Annotated in this window: 13 protein-coding genes; all 13 read right to left on the reverse strand. The window is 40.1% G+C overall.

Annotation, left to right across the window (positions count from 1 at the left end):
- Window positions 1-98: 98 nt before the first annotated feature.
- The 13 genes from BM156_RS17710 to BM156_RS17770 all read right to left on the reverse strand — a co-directional run bounded on the left by BM156_RS17710 (window position 99) and on the right by BM156_RS17770 (window position 22,246).
- Window positions 99-1,511 carry a glycoside hydrolase family 30 protein gene (locus tag BM156_RS17710; RefSeq protein ID WP_093921238.1) on the reverse strand — a complete coding sequence of 471 codons (1,413 nt, stop codon included), beginning with the start codon at window positions 1,509-1,511 and terminating at the stop codon, window positions 99-101.
- Window positions 1,512-1,520: 9 nt separating this feature from the next.
- On the reverse strand, window positions 1,521-3,131 hold the full coding sequence (locus BM156_RS17715; RefSeq protein WP_093921239.1) for a T9SS type A sorting domain-containing protein: 1,611 nt from the start codon (window positions 3,129-3,131) through the stop codon (window positions 1,521-1,523).
- Between the two features lie 16 nt (window positions 3,132-3,147).
- The gene (locus BM156_RS17720) at window positions 3,148-4,623 is read right to left on the reverse strand and encodes a glycoside hydrolase 5 family protein (RefSeq protein WP_093921240.1); all 1,476 of its coding nucleotides are present in this window, start codon (window positions 4,621-4,623) and stop codon (window positions 3,148-3,150) included.
- A gap of 246 nt (window positions 4,624-4,869) precedes the next feature.
- The gene (locus BM156_RS17725) at window positions 4,870-6,000 is read right to left on the reverse strand and encodes a DUF1735 domain-containing protein (RefSeq protein WP_170847001.1); all 1,131 of its coding nucleotides are present in this window, start codon (window positions 5,998-6,000) and stop codon (window positions 4,870-4,872) included.
- Window positions 6,001-6,043: 43 nt separating this feature from the next.
- Window positions 6,044-7,708: a RagB/SusD family nutrient uptake outer membrane protein gene (locus BM156_RS17730; protein ID WP_093921242.1), complete on the reverse strand. Its 1,665-nt coding sequence runs from the start codon at window positions 7,706-7,708 to the stop codon at window positions 6,044-6,046.
- 11 nt (window positions 7,709-7,719) lie between these two features.
- Window positions 7,720-10,584 (reverse strand): SusC/RagA family TonB-linked outer membrane protein, encoded by a 2,865-nt coding sequence (locus BM156_RS17735; protein WP_212733552.1) that lies wholly within the window; start codon window positions 10,582-10,584, stop codon window positions 7,720-7,722.
- 33 nt (window positions 10,585-10,617) lie between these two features.
- Complete coding sequence (locus tag BM156_RS17740) at window positions 10,618-12,390, reverse strand: RagB/SusD family nutrient uptake outer membrane protein (RefSeq protein ID WP_212733553.1); 1,773 nt, start codon at window positions 12,388-12,390, stop codon at window positions 10,618-10,620.
- Window positions 12,391-12,401: 11 nt separating this feature from the next.
- A complete protein-coding gene (locus BM156_RS17745; RefSeq protein WP_170847002.1) occupies window positions 12,402-15,914 on the reverse strand; it encodes a TonB-dependent receptor in 3,513 nt (1,170 codons plus the stop codon).
- Window positions 15,915-16,102: 188 nt separating this feature from the next.
- On the reverse strand, window positions 16,103-17,326 hold the full coding sequence (locus BM156_RS17750; RefSeq protein WP_093921244.1) for a FecR family protein: 1,224 nt from the start codon (window positions 17,324-17,326) through the stop codon (window positions 16,103-16,105).
- A gap of 86 nt (window positions 17,327-17,412) precedes the next feature.
- A complete protein-coding gene (locus BM156_RS17755; RefSeq protein ID WP_170847003.1) occupies window positions 17,413-18,012 on the reverse strand; it encodes an RNA polymerase sigma factor in 600 nt (199 codons plus the stop codon).
- A gap of 325 nt (window positions 18,013-18,337) precedes the next feature.
- Window positions 18,338-19,903 (reverse strand): ADP-ribosylglycohydrolase family protein, encoded by a 1,566-nt coding sequence (locus tag BM156_RS17760; RefSeq protein WP_093921246.1) that lies wholly within the window; start codon window positions 19,901-19,903, stop codon window positions 18,338-18,340.
- 105 nt (window positions 19,904-20,008) lie between these two features.
- Window positions 20,009-21,013, reverse strand: a complete 1,005-nt coding sequence (locus BM156_RS17765; RefSeq protein WP_093921247.1) for a metallophosphoesterase family protein — start codon at window positions 21,011-21,013, stop codon at window positions 20,009-20,011.
- Between the two features lie 111 nt (window positions 21,014-21,124).
- Window positions 21,125-22,246 carry a glycan-binding surface protein gene (locus BM156_RS17770; protein ID WP_139218326.1) on the reverse strand — a complete coding sequence of 374 codons (1,122 nt, stop codon included), beginning with the start codon at window positions 22,244-22,246 and terminating at the stop codon, window positions 21,125-21,127.
- Window positions 22,247-22,258 lie beyond the last annotated feature (12 nt).

Genomic DNA, 22,258 nt, shown 5'->3' on the forward strand with positions numbered 1-22,258 from the left:
AACACAGCACATATGTTGCATAAAATACACCCGGGCTTTGTTTTCAACCTTATCATCTTTTAAAATCTTAATTCACATTAATCCTGTTGTTCAACTTCTTACATGGGTACAATAAATGTATTGATTGACTTTTCGTTAAGCGTAGATCTAAACTTTCTGTCGCCTATTACAAACTCCTTTTCAGCTCTGTTTCCCTGATTGTAATAAACAACTACAATTTTTTCTGAATCTTTAAATGCAAGGCAATTTGGATCTGAACTTTCTATTTTTTGTGCTCCTGGGTCAATAAAATGGCTGAAGTGTTTCATCAAATAGAACTCAGGATTGTAAGTCACTTCTTTTGTTTGGCTGTTCACTGTAATCATGGAGTTCTGTTTCCATCCCCACTGGCTTTTCCCGGTTTCGTTTAGTATCATGTTCCAATACATATACGAGTTAGCCCCATTGTTAAAATAGTGTTTCATTAAGCCAAAAGTGTGCTCCATTGCAGCCCAGTCGTTTGAACCATAACCGCATTCAGTTTCTGTTTGCATTAATTCTAAATGCCCGTAATTTTCATGCACATGAGAAATTGCTCCTTTACCTGCCCATTGAAATCCAACTCCATGAATGTATTTTTTTGCTTCCGGATGATTTAATATTTCATCTACCCGCTCAGTATTTGCACGTTCGATAGTTCCCAGCCAGATTTCGGCATCAATATTATCTGCTTCGAAACGTGGACCGAGATAATCCCCGATAAATGTTGCCAAATCGACGGGATGCCACACGCACGAAGGAAAGTTCTGACACGAGTTTGGCTCATTTTGTACGTGCACAGCACAAATATTAATGTACTGATCTTTATAAGCCTGAATAAATTTTGAGAAATACAGCGCATAAGCCTCCAGGTATTCTTTCTCCATTCTGAATTGTGAAACCAGCTCTTCGCCACGTCCCGCCTCTGTCAAGTCATTTACGCTGTCGGGTTTGCAAGCATAATGGTTGTTGATTTTCATCCACGATGGAGGACACCAGGGCGAGGCCCAAATCCGGATTTCCGGATTAATCGCTTTGGCTTTCCTGATATAGGGAATTAGTCGTTCTTGGTCTCTTTTAATTGAAAAACCGGTCATTTTAAAATCGCCTGCTGTTTCGTTATGACTGTACCAATCAACCGAATAATCGTTAGCACCCAATGGCATCCGGCACAAATTAAATTTGCATCCGTTTATAGGATCAAAAACAGATTGCAGAATGTTTTGCTGATCAGCGACAGGCAATATCTGCAGGGCTTCCCAACCCAATTCGTTAAAACATCCTCCAAATCCATCGATTTTTTGTTGCAATCTTTCTGGGAAGATATGAATTGCAGAATCTCCTAAGTCAGTTTTTAGTTTTTGGGTTTGAATTTTTGATATCTGCCATTGCTTTGTTGGGCAGCTGGTTACCTGTTGAAGGGTACTTTTGTTTTCAAAACAACTTATCAGCGCAACAACAAGCAGAATTAGTAATATGATGTTCTTCCTCATTAGATGGGTTTAGTTTTTAATCAGAATCTTTTCACAATTGGTATTATTGCCGATTATTTTTAGCAGATAAGTCCCGCAGGCAAGGGCTGACAAGTCTAAAGGAAGAACAGGTGCATTTTCCGACATGACTTTGTTTCCTGTCATACTGTAAAGTTCCACCCTGTAAGGTGAATTACCAGAACAGGCCGGAGTAATAAACAGTTTGTCTTTTACCGGATTGGGATAAACCTGAAAGTCCTCTTCCTGTTTTATAATTTTTACGGATGTGGTAATGTCATAATCAACTATAAAGCGAACCTCGTTGGGTGCCAGCACCAACTCTCCATCCATTCCTTCGATATTCACTTTTACCGATTCATACAACTTATTTACCAATAAAATAGCGGTATCGCATACCATCACTGATACAACATCGGCAGTGCTTGTAGTCGTTTTATAAATCTCCGTTCCTTCACTAAAAAAATTGTGAAGTCCTTTCTGTGTTTCGTAAAACAAGGTTGGCTGCCCTCCCCCAGCAATTTCAGTATCCGTCCAAACTCCGAGCGGGTACGAAAATCCCTGTGTGTTCCCCTGAGGTTGCCAGATCATGAGATTCGCATAACCGGCCATTATTGATTTAATCAGCCCCGCAGCCATAATGGCATTTCGGTACTCTGCTTTATTTTTTAAGTAGGTATCCTGGGGCCAAGCATACCACTCCGACCACCAAACAGGCAGGTCTTCTCCGCCGGGTTGCTGCCTGATCCAATTAATGATGTCCACAAATTTCTGAGCGGCTTTAAAACTATCGTTTTTCCATATCCCATCTTTATTATCATTTCCTCCGTCAACAGTAATAAACTGGCCCCCTCTTTTATTCGTCAACCAGTATTTGATTCCATCCAATGCCCTCTGATCGACAACGCCATAGACTCCCCTTAGATTTGAAGGATGACTAAAAGAGCTGCTTGACCAAGAATCCATTGGCATATATGGACCACCAATTAACAGATCCGGATTTACTGCTTTGAGCGAATCGTAAACCATGTTATACATGTCGGTAAATGTTTCGTACCCCCAACGATTTTTAGAAACATCATAAAACCCTTTAAACTCATTCCACACCTGAAAATATCGAACATCCGGATATCTTCTTGCAGTTTCAGCACACAAATGGGCAAAATCATCGTAATGATCTGGTGTAGGAGCCTCTTCGATAGCATTCCAATCGGTTTCTCCGTTTTTTGAAGGATTATGCATCCAAGAAGGACAAGCACACAGCGTTATTACAGCCTCTCCGTTAGTTTCCCGAATAAGATTAATGCGATTATCCAAAGATTCCCAATTCCATTCTTCGGAGTCAACAACCGTAGAATCCGGCCAAGGATTTAATGCTCCCCAGCCCATCAAATGCTGATTTTGAAAATGGGCTACTGAATCAAGTAGTAATTTGGCTTTACTGATGGCAGCTGGATTCCCCCATGAGTCAATGCTCTTTTGAGTATGTGTTAATCCTGCTCGGTATTTACTTACGTATCCCGGAGAGGTAAAATCAATTTCAACATTCACGGTCTTAGTCTGTCCATTAGCCAAACTAAACACCATTGCCAGACTAATGATGATGAGGTAGATTCTTTTCATTATTCGTACTATTTAGTTAGTTGATTGAGCCATGCTCCAGCACCACGATTAGTGATCGTGAAAATTGAGGTAAGGTGATTTCTCCATCAGTCACAAAGATCTTTGTCCAAACTCCTTTCCATGGATCATATGTTTTTACAATTTGTTTTTCAGCCACCTGAATATCAGCTAGCGTAAGTGTAACTCCTTCTCGTGGTTTAGGCTTTAATTCTTCTACCAATTCGGATTGCCAACTATTTCGTCCGTCTCTACACCACAGCAGCGTATGCTGTTTCCCTTTTAATCCATAAATCCGAAGGTCATCTCTTATCGCATAAAAAGGATCAAATTGTTCTGCTACAGGGTCGAATAAAGTAATGACCTCAGTTAAGCGTTGATAATGCCACCACAGGTTTTGACGGTCCAAGTAAACATTCCAATGCCACATCGCGCCACACCCAGCTGCACCACTGAAGTAGGGAGCATATACCATGTCGTGAAGCAACACCCCCAAAGTATCTTTAGCATATAATTCACTAGGGCCTGTATGATTTCCTTGCACGGCACCAATCTCATTCATTAGAACCGGAAGCTGAGCCCCTTTTTCATAAGCAAACTGAACTGCTGTTGAGGCAATTAAATCTGCAGGTTGTCGAACCTGGTCGTATTGGCCCCAAGCAGATCCGGGATCCAAATAACGGTGGACATTCAAATACTCGTTATTCGGGAGCTGGAATAGATCCAGGTAGCGATGCTCTGCATCAATCGAGTGCAAACTTCCTAATGTTTGAACCACCAGCTGGTGTGGGAAGAGCATTTTTACAGAATCCAGAATTTCCGAAGTAAAAGGAAGCCACTTCACTCCATCAACAGCATCCATTTCATTCCAAAGTTCCCAACAAAAAATCTGCGGATTCATACGATACCGATCAGCCAGTACTTCTACTCGATTTAAATAAGCTGCTTTTCCCTCAGGCGTAGTAATGTATTCAAGAATATTGTTAAAACCTTGGCCATTCTTTACAGCTAGAACGTCACTGTTCGACCAACGATTATTGTCCTCTGATTCAGCAGAGATACTTCGAATATGCTGAAGTGTAAACTTTATTCGAATGTTGTATCTTTTAGCAATGGCAAGTAAAGTATCAATCCGAGCTAGCTTATTCTGACTATACGCTCCCATTTGCTTATCTTCAATCTCGAGAAAAGGAGAGCTAATCCAAATGCGTACGGCATTTCCTCCAACTTCAGAGAACGATTTGAAGTACCGATCAACGGACTTGAATACCTCACGCTCTTCACCATCAGGCATAATGTAGTTGATCATCACCGGAATCCAGGTTTTCCCTTCAGAAGTTTGAAAATACCGATTATAGTCAGGACTAATTGTAATGAAGTCATTATCTGTCACCGGTTCTTCCTTTTTCTCTTTTTGAGATCCATCACAGGATATTAAACTTACCACGCAAGCCAGAATCAGCACGTAAACTAAACCATATTTAAGCTGTAACATAATTATTCGATTCTTTAAAATATAATCTCCTCTCCCTCACAAAAAAGTGTAACCATTCAAATACAAACACCATTTTGTTGCACTAAAGAGCATCTGAAAACATCTATGATTTCAGTAGAAATACCACCATTAATTTGGGAAATCTTCCCCCTTCCAGAAGACCTGGAAGAAGGGAAGAATGTGATAGAAAAAAACTACTAACAATTCCTGTTATTTCGGGATTGTATTGTTATTGTTTTAAGTAGATTACTCAAATTCTGTTAACTTGATCTCATCGACCAAGACCGAGCCATTAAATGTACCTCCACAGCACATTCCGCATTTCAAATATACATACATGGTTGAGCTTGTTGCTGTAAACACACCGTTAAGTGCATTTGTCCGACCATCGCCCCAAGTCCCCCAACCAATATTACCAACATCTCTGATGTCGCCGTTAATTGAGCTAACTGGCTCTCCAGACCAAAGTCCGATAAAATCACCTTCTTGTTCCCAGCCGTTTTCTTCTGGATTCACATCAGTAAGATTCAGATCAAACCAGATTCCACTTGCTCCGTCCGGGATTTTTACCTTCCCCGAAAGTTGATATTGTTTTCCCTCTTCCAACTTCACTTCATGGAAAATAACTTGTCCCATCTCTGGAGAGTTTTCATCAAACCAAGCCATACAACTACCGGCTCCTCCCGCCGGAAGATCATCGGAATAGCCCCAAACCTGGGTTTCTGAAGTCCATTGCCAGTATTGCATACTTTCCTCACTCATATCACCTCCTGTGACATAGTTTTGAATTGGCGCCGCTGGCATAAACTCGCGCGAATCAATAATAATAATTGTTGTACTCAATGCTTGATTCAGTTCGTATTTACTCGGATTAGCAATTCCTACAGCCAAAACCAATTTCATTCCTCCTAATTCGGGGTAATTATCGATCAACTTCTGAACATCGACCTGTAACGAAAAACCGATTTCGCGCTGCCCATCGATCACTGAAACAGACTCAGGCAAAGAATATACATCAGCAGGAAGCAACACTGCTTTCTTAATTTCCTCGGTCTCTATCAAGTGTGCAACTGTATCCGGACGCACAATCACATCGACAGAATAAGCTTCCAGCGCTTTCAATGCCGAACGATAAACACCCAGAGTAATATCGAGCGTATTCGAGATTGTATCAAGTTTGTAGTTTTGAGTTAATGGGTTGTTCTCTAAAGGAACAGGGTAGTTATTGGTTACACCTCCATCTAGAATTGAAGCCTGTGGCATATAGATTTTTACAACTCCCCAATCTTTAGCACTATCATCTTCTTCACATTGTATAAAAAGGAACAGAGACAGTAAACAAACAATCAGTGTTGAATATTTTAGTGTGTATTTCATTGTTGTCATTTTTAAATTCACAAAACTGTTGACTATTCGAATTTTACCATTCCGGATTTTGAACTAAAACTCCTTCAGACTTACTAATCTCAACTTGAGGAATTGGGAAGCGATACATTTTGGGACTTATGAACTTCCGATTCTCCACAACAAAATCAGTATAGCTAAATGAGCCATCTTCATTTTTCATGACCTTTATTCCTTTCAATGGCTCACTGAGCACTTCTCCAGCATCCTTCCATCTTACCAAATCCCAGTATCGATGATCTTCAAATGCAAGTTCAATTCTTCGCTCATGCTTAATTTTCTCCCGCATTTCCATCTGATCATTTGCATCAACAGCAGGCATTTCAACACCCGATCTTGCCCTTACAGCATTTACTGCCTGACGAGCACTAATCCCCCAGCCATTATTGTCATCCGGGCCAAAAGCTTCATTCATTGCCTCTGCATAATTCAATAATACTTCAGCATATCTAAAAACGATCCAGCTTCGCAATTTGCTTTCATTTTGAACAAGATTCAGATTTGGATTTAAAAACTTTTTAAGATAATAACCAGTCTTGGAGGCATTCGTATTATGCTCACTATCATTACCTCCTGCCCAAATCTCCATTGTTCGACCATTCCAAAAAATGTTATTCGTTACGATAGAATAGGCTAAACGAGGATCTCGATTAGTATAAGGATCTTCAGGGTCGGGCGTGCCTTTATACTCATAAGCACCTACCAGGTTTTGTGCTGGTGTAACTCCTGATTCTCCTCCCGGTGTGGCAATTGGATAATTTTTAATTTCAAATGAATTATTTGTTCCAAGACGAAGAGCCCAAATGGTCTCACGACTTTTAGCAGTATTGTCTGCTACAAATAATTGCTGGTAATCATCTGCCAAGTAATATTGATTAAGCTCCATCAGCTCTTTAGCGGCTGTTGCTGCTTTTTCCCACTTCGTCAGATCATTTGACGAATTATTGAGGGGACTTGCAGCATAAAGCAAGGTTCTGGCTTTTATAGCTAGAGCCGCCCCTTGGGTGATACGTCCGGCCTGCGTTACATCATAAGAAGCCCAGTCTGACTGTAAATTATTTTTCACCGCATCAATTTCGGTAACAATAAAATCAACAACTTCTTCAAAGCCAGTTCGAACCAAATCAGTATTATCATCTGATGTCAACACCTTTGTCACCAAAGGAACATCACCATATCGCTTGATCAACTCAAAATAAAAATAAGCGCGCAACACCCGACTTTCATTTCGAAGCCACGAAACATCCTTGACATCCAGATTATATTGACGTTGCCCGTCTGAAATCGTATCACGATTAAGGGCTAAAAACGTTTTATAGTCTTCTGAATTTTCAAGAAAAAAGTTAGCGGCTCGAATCCCTTCATAACAGCGGTCATATACGTCTGCAGGGTTCCTGTAAGCATTCCAACTTCCCTCGTTAAACAGCTGAGTACTCGATGTTGGAGAGGTTTGTTCAGCCTCATCACTTACCGCAGCAAACAAGTTGCCATCGATACTTGAAAAACCATTCTTCAGGTAGGTGTAGGGAGCATATCCCAGTCCCCAAAGCGTTGTATAGTTTGTGTTTATGTTTTCTTCTGTTGGCAATGTGTCAATCCGCGTATCCAGCATTTCGCATCCACCAAAAGATATTATCAACGAACATATGATAATGAATAAATATGAGTTTTTAAGTTTCATAATTCTAGTTGTTAAAAGTTAACAGTTACTCCAATATTCATTGATTTCATAGCAGCATAACCTGACATTGTCTCTGGATCAATATTGTAATCATCCAACAATGAACTCAGGGTTAACAAGTTTGCGCCACTTACAAAAAAACGGGCTTCTGCTAAACCTAACTTACTGCCTAAAGCTTTAGGAATCGTATAGCCAAGTTCTACATTGCGTAATTTTATGAAGTCACCATTCTTCATCCAAAAAGTGGAGTTAATGTAGTTATTGCTATTTCCCATGGTCGACAGCCTCGGGTAAGTAGCCTCGGCACGAGTATCAATCCCTTGCTCGGGATAGTACGCCCAACGTCCTTCAGCCAATGCATAAGCATTTCCATTGTCAACAAATGCCAAACTTTGATCCCGTACATGCAGTAAATTAACTGTTCTACCTGCAACTCCCTGAATAATCATACTAAAATCGAAACCTTTGTAGGCTGCACCAAGCGAAATGGAATAGTTAACTTTAGGAAAGTAGTTCTTTCCTACTTTTACTAAATCAGCCTCATTAATCTCAGCGTCGCCATTGCGATCGACATACTTGATATCACCAGGTTGTACAGCTCCAAAGCCAGGAACTGGTAAGTCATTTCGCAACTGTCCGTTGCTATCAAAATCTGTGATATCATAAAAACCATCAGCCTGGTATCCGAATGAAGACCCCATCGGATTTCCTGTTTGCATGGCCTCTGGGGATAATTGAGGAATCTCAGCCATATAGTCAATTTTATTGGATGAGTAAGCTACTATTCCTCCTAGATAGTAACTGAAATCGCCTAGTTGATCGGTAAAATTTAAGCTGAGCTCAACCCCTTTATTCGTAACTTCTCCGATATTGATATAAGGGGGTGTTGTTCCCAATACAGCCATCAGTGAATTATCACGAGTTACAATCCCAGTACGTTTGTCCAAATAACCATCTAAAGTAACATCCAGTTTTCCAAACAATTTTCCATCAATACCCACATTATACTTCGTACTTTTTTCAGCAAATATTTCTGAATTAGGAACATAAGCCTGTCCCATTCCTTGATTCCACTTAGGATCATCATTTCCTGTTGGATAAGCGCCCAAATTGGAGTAATATAACTGATAAAAATACCGACCGCCCCAGAAACTATCGAAACCGGACTGCCCTAAAGAAGCTCTCAACTTCAAATAATCAACCAACTTATTATCCTTCAAGAATGCTTCATTCGACAAAATCCAGGCACCAGAAATTGTTGGATAAAAACCCCAACGATTTCCTTCGGCATAATTATCAGAAGCACTATAAGCAAAACCGAGTTCTGCCACATAGCGAGTATCATAGTCGTAGTGTAAGCGCCCCGCAATGTTTTGATGGGCATAATTTGTGTTCACCCCTGCTCTTCCATTTTGATTTTGATCAATATCGTAGGTATAGTGCAAGTAATTGACTTCTGAAATAAAATGATTCTTTCCCCAGTCATGTTGATACCCAAGTGATGTTGTAAATTGAACCCAATTCCACTGGTTAGTCCCATTATCATCATAAACTGAAGGATTGGTATTTTTATTTGTTGTTTGCTGTTTGTCACCAATATAACGCGCATAATCCCGTGTTACGTTATAAGTACCACGTGTCCAGCTGCTAAACGAAACGCCTTGACTCATGTACAAACCATCTGCAATAAAATCTAACCTTTCTTTCAGTTTAAAATTTGCTTGAAGCGTTCGATCATGGGTTGAGTGATAGCCAAGAGCACGAATTGAGGCCAATGGATTATCCGGATAAGTAGTTGTTCCGGTCCATGAGCCATTGGGATTTTGTGGTGCATAGATATTCGAAGGATACTTAGCCAAATTTGCCCACAACGAATTTCCATCAAAGTTCGGATATTTCCGATCTTCAATCCGTCCACCAATATCTACTTTCCCTTCAAAAATATCAAACACTTTAAAATCCAGATTTGTACGAATTGTATACTGGTCCATCTGGGCATTGGAGTGCGTATCATCATTTGAAGTATCATACAAACCTCCATTCTGCATATAGCCAACCATTAAATAATAACGAGCGGCTTCACTTCCTCCGCTAAACGAAGCATCCAGTGAACTATAAGGAGCATAGTCCTTTAGAACTTCATCATACCAATCGGTGTTTACTCCTGTTCCGTTTTGGTAAGCCTGCAAATCAGAATCGGTATAAGCAGGACTCCAAACCCGACCATTATCATTGCTAATTGCTTCGTTATATAAGCGTGCATAGTCGTAAGATCCTAATGGTTTATTGATATTGAGAGGTTGCTGAAATCCTGTTCTGGCTTGCACCTGAATTTTGGTTTTCCCCACGCTTCCACGCTTGGTTGTAACCCATAATACTCCATTCGCTCCCTTCATTCCAAAAGTTGCCAGCGCCGCAGCATCTTTCAATATTGCAACACTTTCAATCTCAGATGGAGAGAGGTATTGAAAATAAGTTGAAGTCGTCTGAAAACCATCAACATAAATCGTATACTCTTGGTTGTTATAGGTTCCCATTCCACGGATATGCAAAGTAGCGGCGTCATAACCTGGCTGACCAGATCCTTGGCTGACAGTTAATCCAGGTAAAACTCCATAAAGTGTGTTTGTAAGATTGGCATTAGCCGTTTTGTAAAGCTTATTTCCAGAGACAGAAGACACAGCGGCTGTTGACGTTAATTTGTCGACTGAAAAAAAAGCACCAGGTTCTTCTTTGATCACCTTTATCAATTCGACCGTATCTTTAGAATTTATATTTTTCTCCTGAGCCAATACCGCATTCGCCATCACCAATGCTCCTAATAGCAGTAATGATCTTAAAACGATAGCAGGCTTTATATTGAATATATCGATCATAATATTCGTATTTATTTTTACTCAATTAGCTTACTAATAACCAGGGTTCTGAACTAAATACCCCTTGTTAATCTCAATTTGAGGAAAAGGATTGAGAAACTGTTTATCACTCCAGTAGCCAGAAAAAGCAACTTCGCGGGCATATGAAATATAATCATCGACCACCTCTCCGTAGCTTCCGTTTTTATATTCAAACTTGAATGTGTATTTCTCTCCACCAATGATGCCTTTATCAATAGCATCCAATTTCCAGTGTTTTACATCATGTAACCGATGGTTTTCCTCAAAAAACTCAATGGCCCATTCTCGTTGAATAATCTTCCTCAATTCATCTTGATCCGTTTCCTCCACGTCCGGAAGACCTGCTCGATCTCGAATGACATTCAAATACTCCAATGATTTTCCAGATTGCCCCAGTTCATTATAAGCCTCTGCCAGGTTCAAATAAAACTCTGCCAGCCGATATATTGGGAACTCAAACCACTCGCGAGTTCCAGCTTTATACCAAAATTTCACTCTTCGAGCACAACCTTCAGTACCTCCACGTCCATTATAGGTTGAAGCATTGGCAAGTACTTGGCTACTCCAGTAAATATCGTTCGGGTTATTCCACGGATCCATTCCTGCTCCAGCAACAGAAGCTTTAAGGCGAGGCTCCATTTCTTCCATTTTCGTCATGTATTCTGAAAATGGACTTAAGGTCTCATCAGTCCATTCCTGATCGTTACCATCCGCCTTATAATATTGTAAAAGCTGAACAAAGCTCATCCCATTCGATCCACCATCCTCAGTGTGTGGATTATAAAATCGATGTAGCGGACTGCCCCAGCCTTGAAACTGGTATTTATAAGCAACTAATACTTCTGCATTTCCAGGAGTTGAAACTGCAGTTCCATAATCATCCAATGGATTGTTCGTATCAATGATGTGATATCCATTCGACTCAGCCCATTCAATTACAGCCAAACTCGCATCGATTGCTTTTTGCCAGCGAGAATTGTCGTTGTTTCCAAAGCAAATCAAGTTATTGTGCTCCCCTAAATCCATATATGGACTTGATGCATTAAACAATGGTCTTGATGCGTATAAGAGCGCTTCTGCCTTAACAGCTAGAGCCATTCCCTTTGTAGCTCGTCCTGTCCAGGTTCGCGTATAGCTATCAGGCAAAATGGTTACAACTTCATCACATATATCCACAATGTGATTCAATGTTTCTTCCAGAGTAGCACGAGGAATCATTATTTCATCAGCTACTGATAGTGTTTGATTGACAATAGGAACACCACCATAGCGTTTAAACATCTCCAGATAACGGTATGCAATTAGTACCTTCATTTCGGCAATCACCTGAGCCTTTTCGGTATCACTCATATCTGACACGTTTTCGATGTTCTCAATAACAAGATAATCATGCCGAATTGCGCGATAGTTAGTTCCAAATCCGTCATCTGACATAGTCTTTCCACTACCATTATCTGCCATTAATCCACTTCGGGCTACACGCCAACCATCAGTCCAGTTATATTTTATTGGATTAATTTCTCCAGAGATCATAGGTAAAGAAGCTCCCATTAGCATGTAAGTGTTATTATGATCCCACGGACTCATAGGAATACCTGAGGCTAAACTTAGGCCATAAGCTCTGGCAATAGCGGATTCAACTTTTGAGCTTGTTGAGAAAATTGAGTCAACATTCAAGTCACTTCCCAACGGCTTTTTTAAAAATTCATCCTGGCATGAACTTCCCATCAATAGGAATGTACTTAATATCGCCAGTAAGTATATTTTTGATAATCTATTTTTCATTTCTCGCGACTTTAAAATTCAACATTTACCCCAAAATTCCAGGTGCGCATCATTGGATAAAGGTATCCTTCACTGGCTCCTCCTGCGTCTTGTTGCTCTGGATCAAAACCCTTTATCATATCAGACCAAGTCAACAGGTTATTTCCATTCATGAATAATTTCACTTGACTAATCCTAGCCTTTCTCAAAAGGTTACTGTTGCTAATGGTATAACTAACTTCCGCATTCTTCAACCGGATAAAATCGGTAGACATTAGCCAAAGGTCATTCGCAACACCATTTTGCGTATCATAATTTCGGATTGAAGCGCGAGGCCATGTAGGTGTTATCCCTGCTTCCGCTTTCTCTGGGGTCCATCTTCCATCATACTGAAATTGCAGAGCTGCGGATCCTGATTGAAAGAAAGGATTTAATACATAGAAGCTAGACATAGGAAGAGATCCTTTATAAGTACCGGTAAAGAGCATTGAGAAAGCCCATCCTTTATAAGAAGCTCCTACTGTTGCATTAAAAGAGTACTGAGGGAAGTTGGCATTCCCTATTGGAACGTTATCCTTGGTATCTACAATCCCATCTCCATTGATGTCGACAAAACGAATATCGCCTGCCTGAACCCGGTTACCATCAATGACTGAATATGGCCGATTAAAAGCTTCGTCTGCATTATTGTAAAAACCACTCGATACGAATCCTTTGTATTGGCCTAACTGAAAGCCGGTATCATTCATCCATGGATATGGATTGTTGGGCTCATCTTTATATTCAATCTGATTTCTAGCATAAGAGACGCTGGTCATAACATAGTAACCAAAGTCGCGATGTTGATCCCTCCAACCAAGTTGCAACTCATAACCTCGATTTGAAACACGCCCAATGTTAGCTGGTGGCAATGAAGCGCCAACCAACTCAGGAACGGTTCCCAAGGGCCACAAAATATCATCTCTCTTTTCCTGGAAAATATCACCCACAAACTTCAGTCTATTTTTCAGCATATTCAGCTCCAAGCCAATATTTGACTTTTTAGCTCGCTCCCAAGTCACATAAGGATTTCCAACCCGACTTTCCATTGCTCCAGGATAAAATGGATCCTGGCTTGCTCCATTGCTATCACCAAAATAATACCCATAAGTTGGCTCTTCCCAACCATATCCCCATGCATTAGGTAAGTACAGATACCGGTTGCCTCCAATTTTGTCATTACCAACTTCTCCATAAGACCCGCGCACTTTAAGCCAGTTGATCCAGTCGTTTTCCGGGAAGAAACTTTCATTCGAAATAACCCAACCTGCAGATAGCGATGGGAAGAAACCAAATCGACTACCCTCTGGGAAATTCTCCGATCCGTTATACCCCATATTGACCTCAGCCAAGTACTTCTCATCGTAATTGTAAGTGATACGTCCAACCAAGCCCATCAATCCTGAAGGAACATTATATTGCAAGTTTGGATCGAATGCTTTCTGGGCATTCACCAAAGCCAAGGCCGTTACTTCATGTTTATCAAAAGAACGTTGATAGTTTGCAGCAGCCTCCAAATAAAATCTGCGGTACTTTTTTCTCAAATAGCTATCATTAACAGATTCAGGCCCCACCGTACCGCCAAAAAACAATAGCTCATTCAGATCTGCCGGATTACGGGTAGCTGTATACTGAGGAATAGGCGTATAGCGATAAACCCCTTTTGTATAAGTATTATTGTAAGAGGCATTCGCATGAATTGACAAACCTTTCGTCAGATAATCCATGGTATGAATTACTTTAAGGCTAGCATCCATATTGTTCGTATTTGTCGTCAGGTATGGGCGACTAAGAATATAGGCAATTGGCGAATATCCATTCGTTCCTTTTTGCTGCAAAGGATTATAATAGCCAATAAAACGGGTTACTAAATGATCATCAATAATACCCGGTCCCGCAAATGGTGTTGAAGACAGGATCATCACCATCATTTCCTTATGTCTACTCCCGGGGCTCGTAACATCTCCGTCTTTACCAAGGATTCCTCCTCGCAAAGTTGACTGGCCTGAGATATTCACTTTTATCGATAAATTTTTTACGGCATCGATATCGTAATTTGACCTGAAATTATATCGATTGTAATTTGAATTTGTATTGGCGTTAGCGTAATCTGAATTCATGAAAGCCCCCTCTTCCTGATACACACCAACTGAAGTAAAGTACCTTACTTTTTCACTTCCGCCTGAAATATTAATATTGTATTGTTGTTGTGGGGCCCAATGATCAAATTGCTCTTCAAAATAATCATTACTTGTGTAATATAACGCCGGACTGTTTTTTAAGCGTTCTTTCTGTTCTGGCGTCAAGTCCATTGCGTCCACCTCTTGTGGGGTGTAATCTCTGTTATTTTGAAATTTCCAAAGTTCATCTTCGGTAAACAAAATATCTTCAAAACTAGGATCAGCATCATTCGCTACAGCCTCATTTCGAAAAAGAGCATAATGATAAGAATCAAGCAATTCTAATTTCGAAGCTACTTTTGAGACCCCCAGGCTTCCTGAAAATGTGATTTTTGTTTTTCCGGTTCGACCTCTTTTTGTGGTGACAATGATTACTCCATTAGCACCTCGAACTCCATAAACCGCTGTTGAAGAAGCATCTTTTAAGACATTAATATTCTCGACCTCATTCGGATCGAGAGAATTCAATACCGAAAAACTACTTTGAATACCATCTATGATGATAAGGGGTTCTTGTCCTGAACTATTTAAGGTTGCAACTCCACGAATACGTATGGTTGCTGCATTATCTCCTGGCTCACCACTTGACTGAACAGCAGTTAATCCGGGGACACGTCCCACCAGCGCATTCGAAATATTGGCAACTGGGGATTTTGCTAATTCCTCGGTTCCTACACTAGAAATAGAGCCTGTTACTGTTTCTTTCTTTTGGGTTCCATACCCAATAACGATAACCTCTTCAACTCCAACGTTGGCTTCCCGAAGAACAACATTAAAGAAGGATTGATTTCCAATTTCAACTTCAGTTTTTAAAAAGCCTACGAATGAAACAGCTAATTTTTGTGCATTTTCAGGGACCTTCAATGAAAAACCGCCATCAAAATCGGTAATTGTTCCGATCGTTGTTCCGGCAACAATTACCGTTGCTCCAGGAATAGGCTCAGCATCTTCATCTGTAACCTTCCCTTTTAAAACTTTGTCGGGAGGAAAATCTCTTTCTTCTATTCCTTTTCCCTCGTTTTCTACTGGTTCTGAAGTAAGAATAATCTGCTTCTTTATAATCTCATACTTCACTCCTCTCTCCTGAAACAATTGAGCAAGAATCACATCAACGGTTGAACCTTCAATATGAATGTTTACTCTTTCATCTAAATTGACAACATCATTCTTGTAGATAAAAACAAATTCGCTTTGCCCCTCAATATGATCTAATACACTAGATATTGTCACATTCTCAAAGTTCAAGCTAAGCTTTGTTGATTGGGAATATGTAGAAGCAGCTACACTTACCAAGCCTATAAAAAGCAACAAACAGGTTAGTTTCATAATCAACAATACTCTTTTCAAGCACCTCCAGAAGGCGCCCTCATTAAGACGTTTTTTTTTCATAAATTTGTAGTGATTAAAGTTGGTAACTCGATTTAATCATTTAATTACCGATGGATGGGCCAACATTCATCGGTTTTTTTAATTGATTACAATTCGTTCATTGGCATATGTATTCTATTAGTTAGTTATTTTCTTATGATATAATGGTTCTCATCTTTTTGCTCATAACTCCCCTCAACGGTCTTCGACAGAAAAATCATTACGTCCTGAAAATCATCTGACAAGAACAATTTCCCAGACATTTTGACCAGCTCAAGCTCCTCTCCTTCAATTTGAATAGACTTGTTATAGTATTTTTTTACTTGACGAACTAAGTCCAATAAGGTCATATTCTCAAACTGATACACTCCATCCTTCCATGAGATATATTTTTGAACATTGACTTCACGAACAATGGACTCTCGCACCTCTGCTGAGTAAAAGCAGCCTTGTCCTGGGTTAAGGATATATTCTTTATTGCCAACCAATCTGTTCTTTTGAGATACTTCGACTTTTCCTTCTACTAAAATTGCAGTTGCCAAGTCCTCATCCTGATAAGCTGAAACATCAAAAACAGTCCCTAGAACCTTAATATCAATGCTACTCGTTTTTACAATGAAAGGACGTGTTTTATCTTTCTCAACTTCGAAAAAACCTTGACCATCTAAGGTAACTTCCCTGTTTTTTTCAGAAAATTTTGCCGGAAAAACCAGCTTACTTCCAGCATTTAGTAAAACAACGGTACCATCGCTCAGTCGAACTTTATGGCGTTGTCCATAGGGAACAATAATTTGGTTAAAAGCGATATCTTTAGATTGATCTACATTTTCAAATCGCTCTAATTTTTCTTCTTCTTTCTTAATGACTACCGCATCATCAGATGACTTATAATCAATATAGGTATCATTCTCTGATAGCACCCGCTGAGATCCATCAGAAAGAATAATCAACGCTTTATCCTGATCGACAAGGCTGCCTTCTACAAATTTCGGCTGCGAATAATTATGAAGTTGATAATACGCTGTAACTCCTGCAATAGCAATCATGGCTACAAGCGCTGCTGCCTTCCAGATCGACCTTCGAGTAAGTCTTCTAACTCTAGGCTTATTCACTTTCTTAACATAACTCTGAAGTTCATTATGCATGTTTTTCCAAGTCTCAAAGCTCATCTTTCTTTTATCTGAAAGAGCAGTTTGAATAAACTTGGCCGCATATTGTAAATTACTTTTATTGTTGGGATATTTATTAATTAATTCGGCAACAGTATGATCAGGATCATCAGACTTTTTAATTAGTCGAACAAAGTTTTCATCCTTTATCAAGGCAAGAAAATCTCTATTGAAACCACGACCTGTTTTTAGATTCTTCATACTATAGAATGATTCAGAACCTAAAACATAGACAAAAAAAATACACTTTTTTAAAACGTAGGCAGGAAATAATTTCTATTCACCTATTATTCAATGCAATAAAATCTAAAAGAAAACTGCTTCATTTGAATAAAGAACAGCACAAATGAGTCTCCTAAAATATCGCGTATTGTTTTTAACGCCCGATAAACAAGGGTCCGGGCTGATGCTTTGTCCAAGCCCATCAACTCCGCAACTTCATCGTAACTGAGTCCCTCGCTATATCTTAAATAGATGGCTTCCTGTTGTCGTTTGGATAACTGGTTCAAAGCTGACTCAATCCTCTTTTGAATGGCCTCTTTTTGCTCAATATCAATTAAAGAGCTCTCAATGTTATCTTCAAACTCACTTTCTTGTTCTTTCAAGGCATAGAGAATCGCATTCTTCCGATTGATCGTACGTAGTTCCTCAAACAGCTTATTTCGTAGGATTTTAAATGGGAAAACATGTATTTGTGAAGAGATCGAAAGTGTTTGACGCTTATTAATCAATTGAATAAAAACCTCTTGAACACAATCCTTTACAAGGTCCTCGTTGTTTGCAATTTTCATTCCATAGGAATACAGATCATTTGCATATTTCTCAAAGAGAGAAGAAAGCGCCTGATCATCTCCTTCTTTAAATCTTTGCCACAACAGTCTACTCACGATGTCCCTGTTTGATACACAGCAAAGATATATTTTTGCTCCAATTTTTTTTAAAAGGTGTAATATTTATTACCAAATAGCTCTCATGATTAAAAACCAAATAGAAAAACTATTATTTACCATTAAATAATCTAATTACACAACTAACCATATACCTACAAGCCGCTTAATCAACCAACACGACCATGGATTTATCAGGTTATTGATAAAAAGGAATCAATAAAATAGCCTAAAGTTTTGGCTAAATTTCTTTGAAAAAAATTACACAACAGAAAAGGCTGTCCAAAATACAGGACAGCCTTTCTTCTTAAACACTTATTTTTGCTTACTTTTCCTGATCGTATATGAGAGCTGATGTAATTGCAACCCGGTATCCCTCGGGAAGATCGGCAGTTACAAGTTCCAATTGAAGATCACCTTCCGGAAGTTCGTAGTTCCAGTAAACATCTGTTTTGCGAGAGGCCACTTCAGTAGGCAGGGTAAGTACATCAATTTGTTCGCCATTCAGCAAAACTTTTAATTTTAAATCTTTTTCGGGCAAGGCTCCATTGGTTCGCTGGGCATAACCCGTTAGAACAATGCCGGCACCTTTAAAATCAATCCGGTAACTTTTTTCAGCATGTGTGATTTGCTTCTCAGCAAGTGGCCATTGATGTTCAACACGCTCACGTGGATATAAACCATCAAAAGACTGTTCCAAACGAACTGGCTGAACGGCTTGGTAAGCAATAACAACAGAATCATTGGTTACTTCTCCACCTCCGCGTTCAATCATTTGCAAAGCATGTTTATAACCTAGCTGATAAACATCGGTAAGTGCCAAATCAGTGTAACTAAAATTCCGATCCTCCACACGATCCAATCCTTGTTTCCAGTAGTCTGGAATATTGCTGAATCCGATCATGGTTCCTAAAATTCCTGCAGCATTTGAAGGATTACAATCCGAATCCTGTCCGGCGCGAGTGCTGATATCAACGGTTTTTCCATAATCGCCATCTCCATAAAGCAAGCCCAATACAATGTAAGCAGCATTAAGGCTTGCATCAATATTAAATGCTTTGAACACGCCATCCGGGCAACCTTTTTCGAACGACCATTTACGCTGAATTTCAAACCAGTTTCTTTTCCAGTCATCCGGGTATTCTTTGTGCCACCGAATGACATCAGAAATTAACTGGTAAAACCGACTTTCCTGAGGCACTGCTTTTAAGGCTTCGCTAACAACAAATTGAATGTCGTCCGAAATGAAAGCCTGCGTATACATGCCAGCCACAAAAACACCACCGTACCATCCATCTCCATAGTTCATGATGTGGCCAATGCGATCGCACAACTCAGAAGAAGCATTGATCATCCCGGGAGACATCAGCCCTGCAAAATCGGATTCAATCTGAAAATCGATATCGTCGGCATGGGGATTATTCAGGTAATGCCCTGAAGCTGGAGGCATAATTCCTTGAAGAATATTATAACGGGCAGCTTGGTTGGCATGCCAAAGCATGTAGTCTGCAGTTGCAAAAGCCATGGCATGCAAAGAGTCGGGAGCATCAATGCCATGTTCTTCAAATACCGACACAAAGGTCAAATCCATATACACATCGTCATACAAGCCCGGGAACTGATCATACCACATGGTCATTTGGTGTTCGTCCCAGGCAATTGGAACCTGATCATTAATCATGGATCCCAGCCATTTAAACTCCGTTGGTCCACCATACGAACATCCAATAACCTGGCCTGCCCAACCCCCTTTAATTTTATCCTGAAGTTCAGCTTTACTCAGTTTAAAGGTTGAACTTTTGTTGCCTCCGGAAGGAGACTCTGCAGTGGGCGAGCTACAGCCGATAACTGCCAGCAATAAACCAGCAATACCCATTCGTAACATTTTCATTTCTTTTTCATTTTAAAGTAAATTATTCATTTACTCTCTCCTCTTCATAAACAATGTGCCTCCTTATAACCGTCTGTGTCCTTATGCTTTTAGCAAAATATCCGATTAATAAGGAAAAGTGTACTCTAACAATTTATCAGAACGTGTCCGAATATATGTTTCAAAAAAATCTGCTCCTTCAGTCAGCTCAATCACTCTGGCACCACGATCCAAGATTTCTGAATAAGCAGGAACATAGCCTGTTTTACGTCCATAAGCCAAAGCAACTCCAAATATACCACCTATAAAATCATTATTATGATCATGCCCTACAAAAACGCCTTTAACATCATTCATTTCAACAAAAGCTGACAACAAACCGGTATTCATTGTCGGCGCATGAACTCTCTCCGTATTGTTTCCCAAGGTGGCTTCCTGTTCGCGCACAATGGCATACTCAGGCAGTGGAATATGGAAAAACGCCAAAGCCGGCACGACGCGTTTATTCTTTTTAGCATACGCCTGGCTAGTTTTCCGATACCAGTCAATTTGGTCGTGCTTAACCCAGCCATAGCCACTCACTTTTCCATGATCAGAATAAGCCTTTGAGTCAAACAGATACACCACCATTTCATCCTGCTTCCCGTTGGAAGACTGAATTGGCAACGAGCAATTTCCCTGTCCAGAGATCCCCTTAACCTGATTCTCGGTCACACTCATCGGATTTTTGCTCAAATGTTTCAGAATCTCGCTGGTGGTCACATCCGTTTCGGTATCATGGTTCCCAAAATTAACAGCAAATGGCACCTGCAGCTCAGTCATTGGCTGCGTAACCCGGTCCCAACCTTCTAAAGCCGGAGAGGATACCACCACATCGCCTGTGAAGACAACCAAATCAGGCTTTTCTTCTTCAATTAAAAGCCTCATCAGCTCGATGGTACTGTCATTCTGTGCCTTGTGCTTATCTGAATGCACGTAATGCAGATCGGTAAACTGAATGATTTTGAATTTTTGATCCTTAAATTTCAAGCCAGATCCGGCCGAGGCGTTTAAGCTAATTAGCACAAAAAGAAGAACAGCAATTAAGGTTCTTCCTTTCCAATCGAAGTAGTTCAAGTTCGACATTTTCATAGTTGTTTGTTAAAATTGCAAGGAGTGAAGCACTTTTCCACAAGTCTGCAATCAGCTGCATACGTGTGGGAAAGCCCTTCACTCCAAAGTTTATACTAAGTCGTTAATCGGTTATTCTTTCAAGCTAATCCTAAAATTGTCCCATCCCATCTTCAAGGGTTCTCCTGCAGGCGATTCAATCCGAATATTAAATGATCCGATGTAATCTTTATTTCCCTCGAAACCAATTGGAATCAATCGTTCCAACGGAAAACGAACAGTTTGCCATACTCCCAGGCTTTGAACAACCAAGTCTGCTGGCGTTATCTGAGCCGGGGCATGATTCCAATAATTATAAAGATAAAAATGTGTATTCATAATTGGGAGAATCATATTCAGCTCAAATTTCACTTCGTATTTCTCCGGATGATCCTTCATATCGTCGGTGTATGCAAACCCGGTTCCGATCAAATAAGACCAGCCACTCCCTTCGCTTCCAACGGTGAGCAATGAATAGTTCCCATCAACAGGTTCCGGATTCTCCCAAAGTCCTACGTAGTCGACACCACTGGTTCCGGTGTAGCGCACATCGTCAAAGTTCGTAACCAAAGCCTGACGATCGCGGTAATATCCAGGACAAACAGCACTTGCATTGTACTTTTTATTGACCAGTTCAATTTTGATATTTTCAGTGACATCTTCGGGAACGGCCACCGTAATGAAGTTACTTCCAACCTGAATCACCGGCTGTTCTTTCCCTTCAAAAATAACAACAGTATTCAGGGTATCCACTTCGTACAAGTCAAAAAATTCACCATAAATCTTCATGGTATCCCCCGGAGCGGTGTACTCGTTAAACATTCCTGTCAACTTGATATCCGGGATGTTTACCGTAAAATTGAAGTCGAATGAGCCTCCCTCTGTGGTAAGTTTTACTTTGTTATCAATTTCAGTCGGCATGGCAATTGGAACCTGAAGATACAAGATATCATCTTCATAATAAATCTCTTCAATAGCTACAGCCACATCATTGAAGTGAATCTCTTTTGCCTCCGAAATGTTTTGGCCCTGAATAGCGATCCAATCTCCCATCTCTCCTGAAACAATAACCGAATCCAAAGCATATAGCGATGTTATTTTTGAAAACACAGGTGCTTCTGGCACGAACTCGTCATCCTGACAAGCAAAAACCAACAGCACGCAACACCCAATAACAAGGAGTTTGAAATATATGGTTGTCAATATTTTATTCATAATTCGTGTTTT

This window comes from Sunxiuqinia elliptica, assembly GCF_900113005.1.
GTDB lineage: Bacteria > Bacteroidota > Bacteroidia > Bacteroidales > Prolixibacteraceae > Sunxiuqinia > Sunxiuqinia elliptica.

What these genes read in the sequence shown, in the direction of transcription:
- BM156_RS17710 (WP_093921238.1), bottom strand. Translation starts at nt 1,511, where the DNA reads ATGAGGAAGAACATCATATTACTAATTCTGCTTGTTGTTGCGCTGATA.
- BM156_RS17715 (WP_093921239.1), bottom strand. Translation starts at nt 3,131, where the DNA reads ATGAAAAGAATCTACCTCATCATCATTAGTCTGGCAATGGTGTTTAGT.
- BM156_RS17720 (WP_093921240.1), bottom strand. Translation starts at nt 4,623, where the DNA reads ATGTTACAGCTTAAATATGGTTTAGTTTACGTGCTGATTCTGGCTTGC.
- BM156_RS17725 (WP_170847001.1), bottom strand. Translation starts at nt 6,000, where the DNA reads ATGAAATACACACTAAAATATTCAACACTGATTGTTTGTTTACTGTCT.
- BM156_RS17730 (WP_093921242.1), bottom strand. Translation starts at nt 7,708, where the DNA reads ATGAAACTTAAAAACTCATATTTATTCATTATCATATGTTCGTTGATA.
- BM156_RS17735 (WP_212733552.1), bottom strand. Translation starts at nt 10,584, where the DNA reads ATGATCGATATATTCAATATAAAGCCTGCTATCGTTTTAAGATCATTA.
- BM156_RS17740 (WP_212733553.1), bottom strand. Translation starts at nt 12,390, where the DNA reads ATGAAAAATAGATTATCAAAAATATACTTACTGGCGATATTAAGTACA.
- BM156_RS17745 (WP_170847002.1), bottom strand. Translation starts at nt 15,914, where the DNA reads ATGAAACTAACCTGTTTGTTGCTTTTTATAGGCTTGGTAAGTGTAGCT.
- BM156_RS17750 (WP_093921244.1), bottom strand. Translation starts at nt 17,326, where the DNA reads ATGAAGAATCTAAAAACAGGTCGTGGTTTCAATAGAGATTTTCTTGCC.
- BM156_RS17760 (WP_093921246.1), bottom strand. Translation starts at nt 19,903, where the DNA reads ATGAAAATGTTACGAATGGGTATTGCTGGTTTATTGCTGGCAGTTATC.
- BM156_RS17765 (WP_093921247.1), bottom strand. Translation starts at nt 21,013, where the DNA reads ATGAAAATGTCGAACTTGAACTACTTCGATTGGAAAGGAAGAACCTTA.
- BM156_RS17770 (WP_139218326.1), bottom strand. Translation starts at nt 22,246, where the DNA reads ATGAATAAAATATTGACAACCATATATTTCAAACTCCTTGTTATTGGG.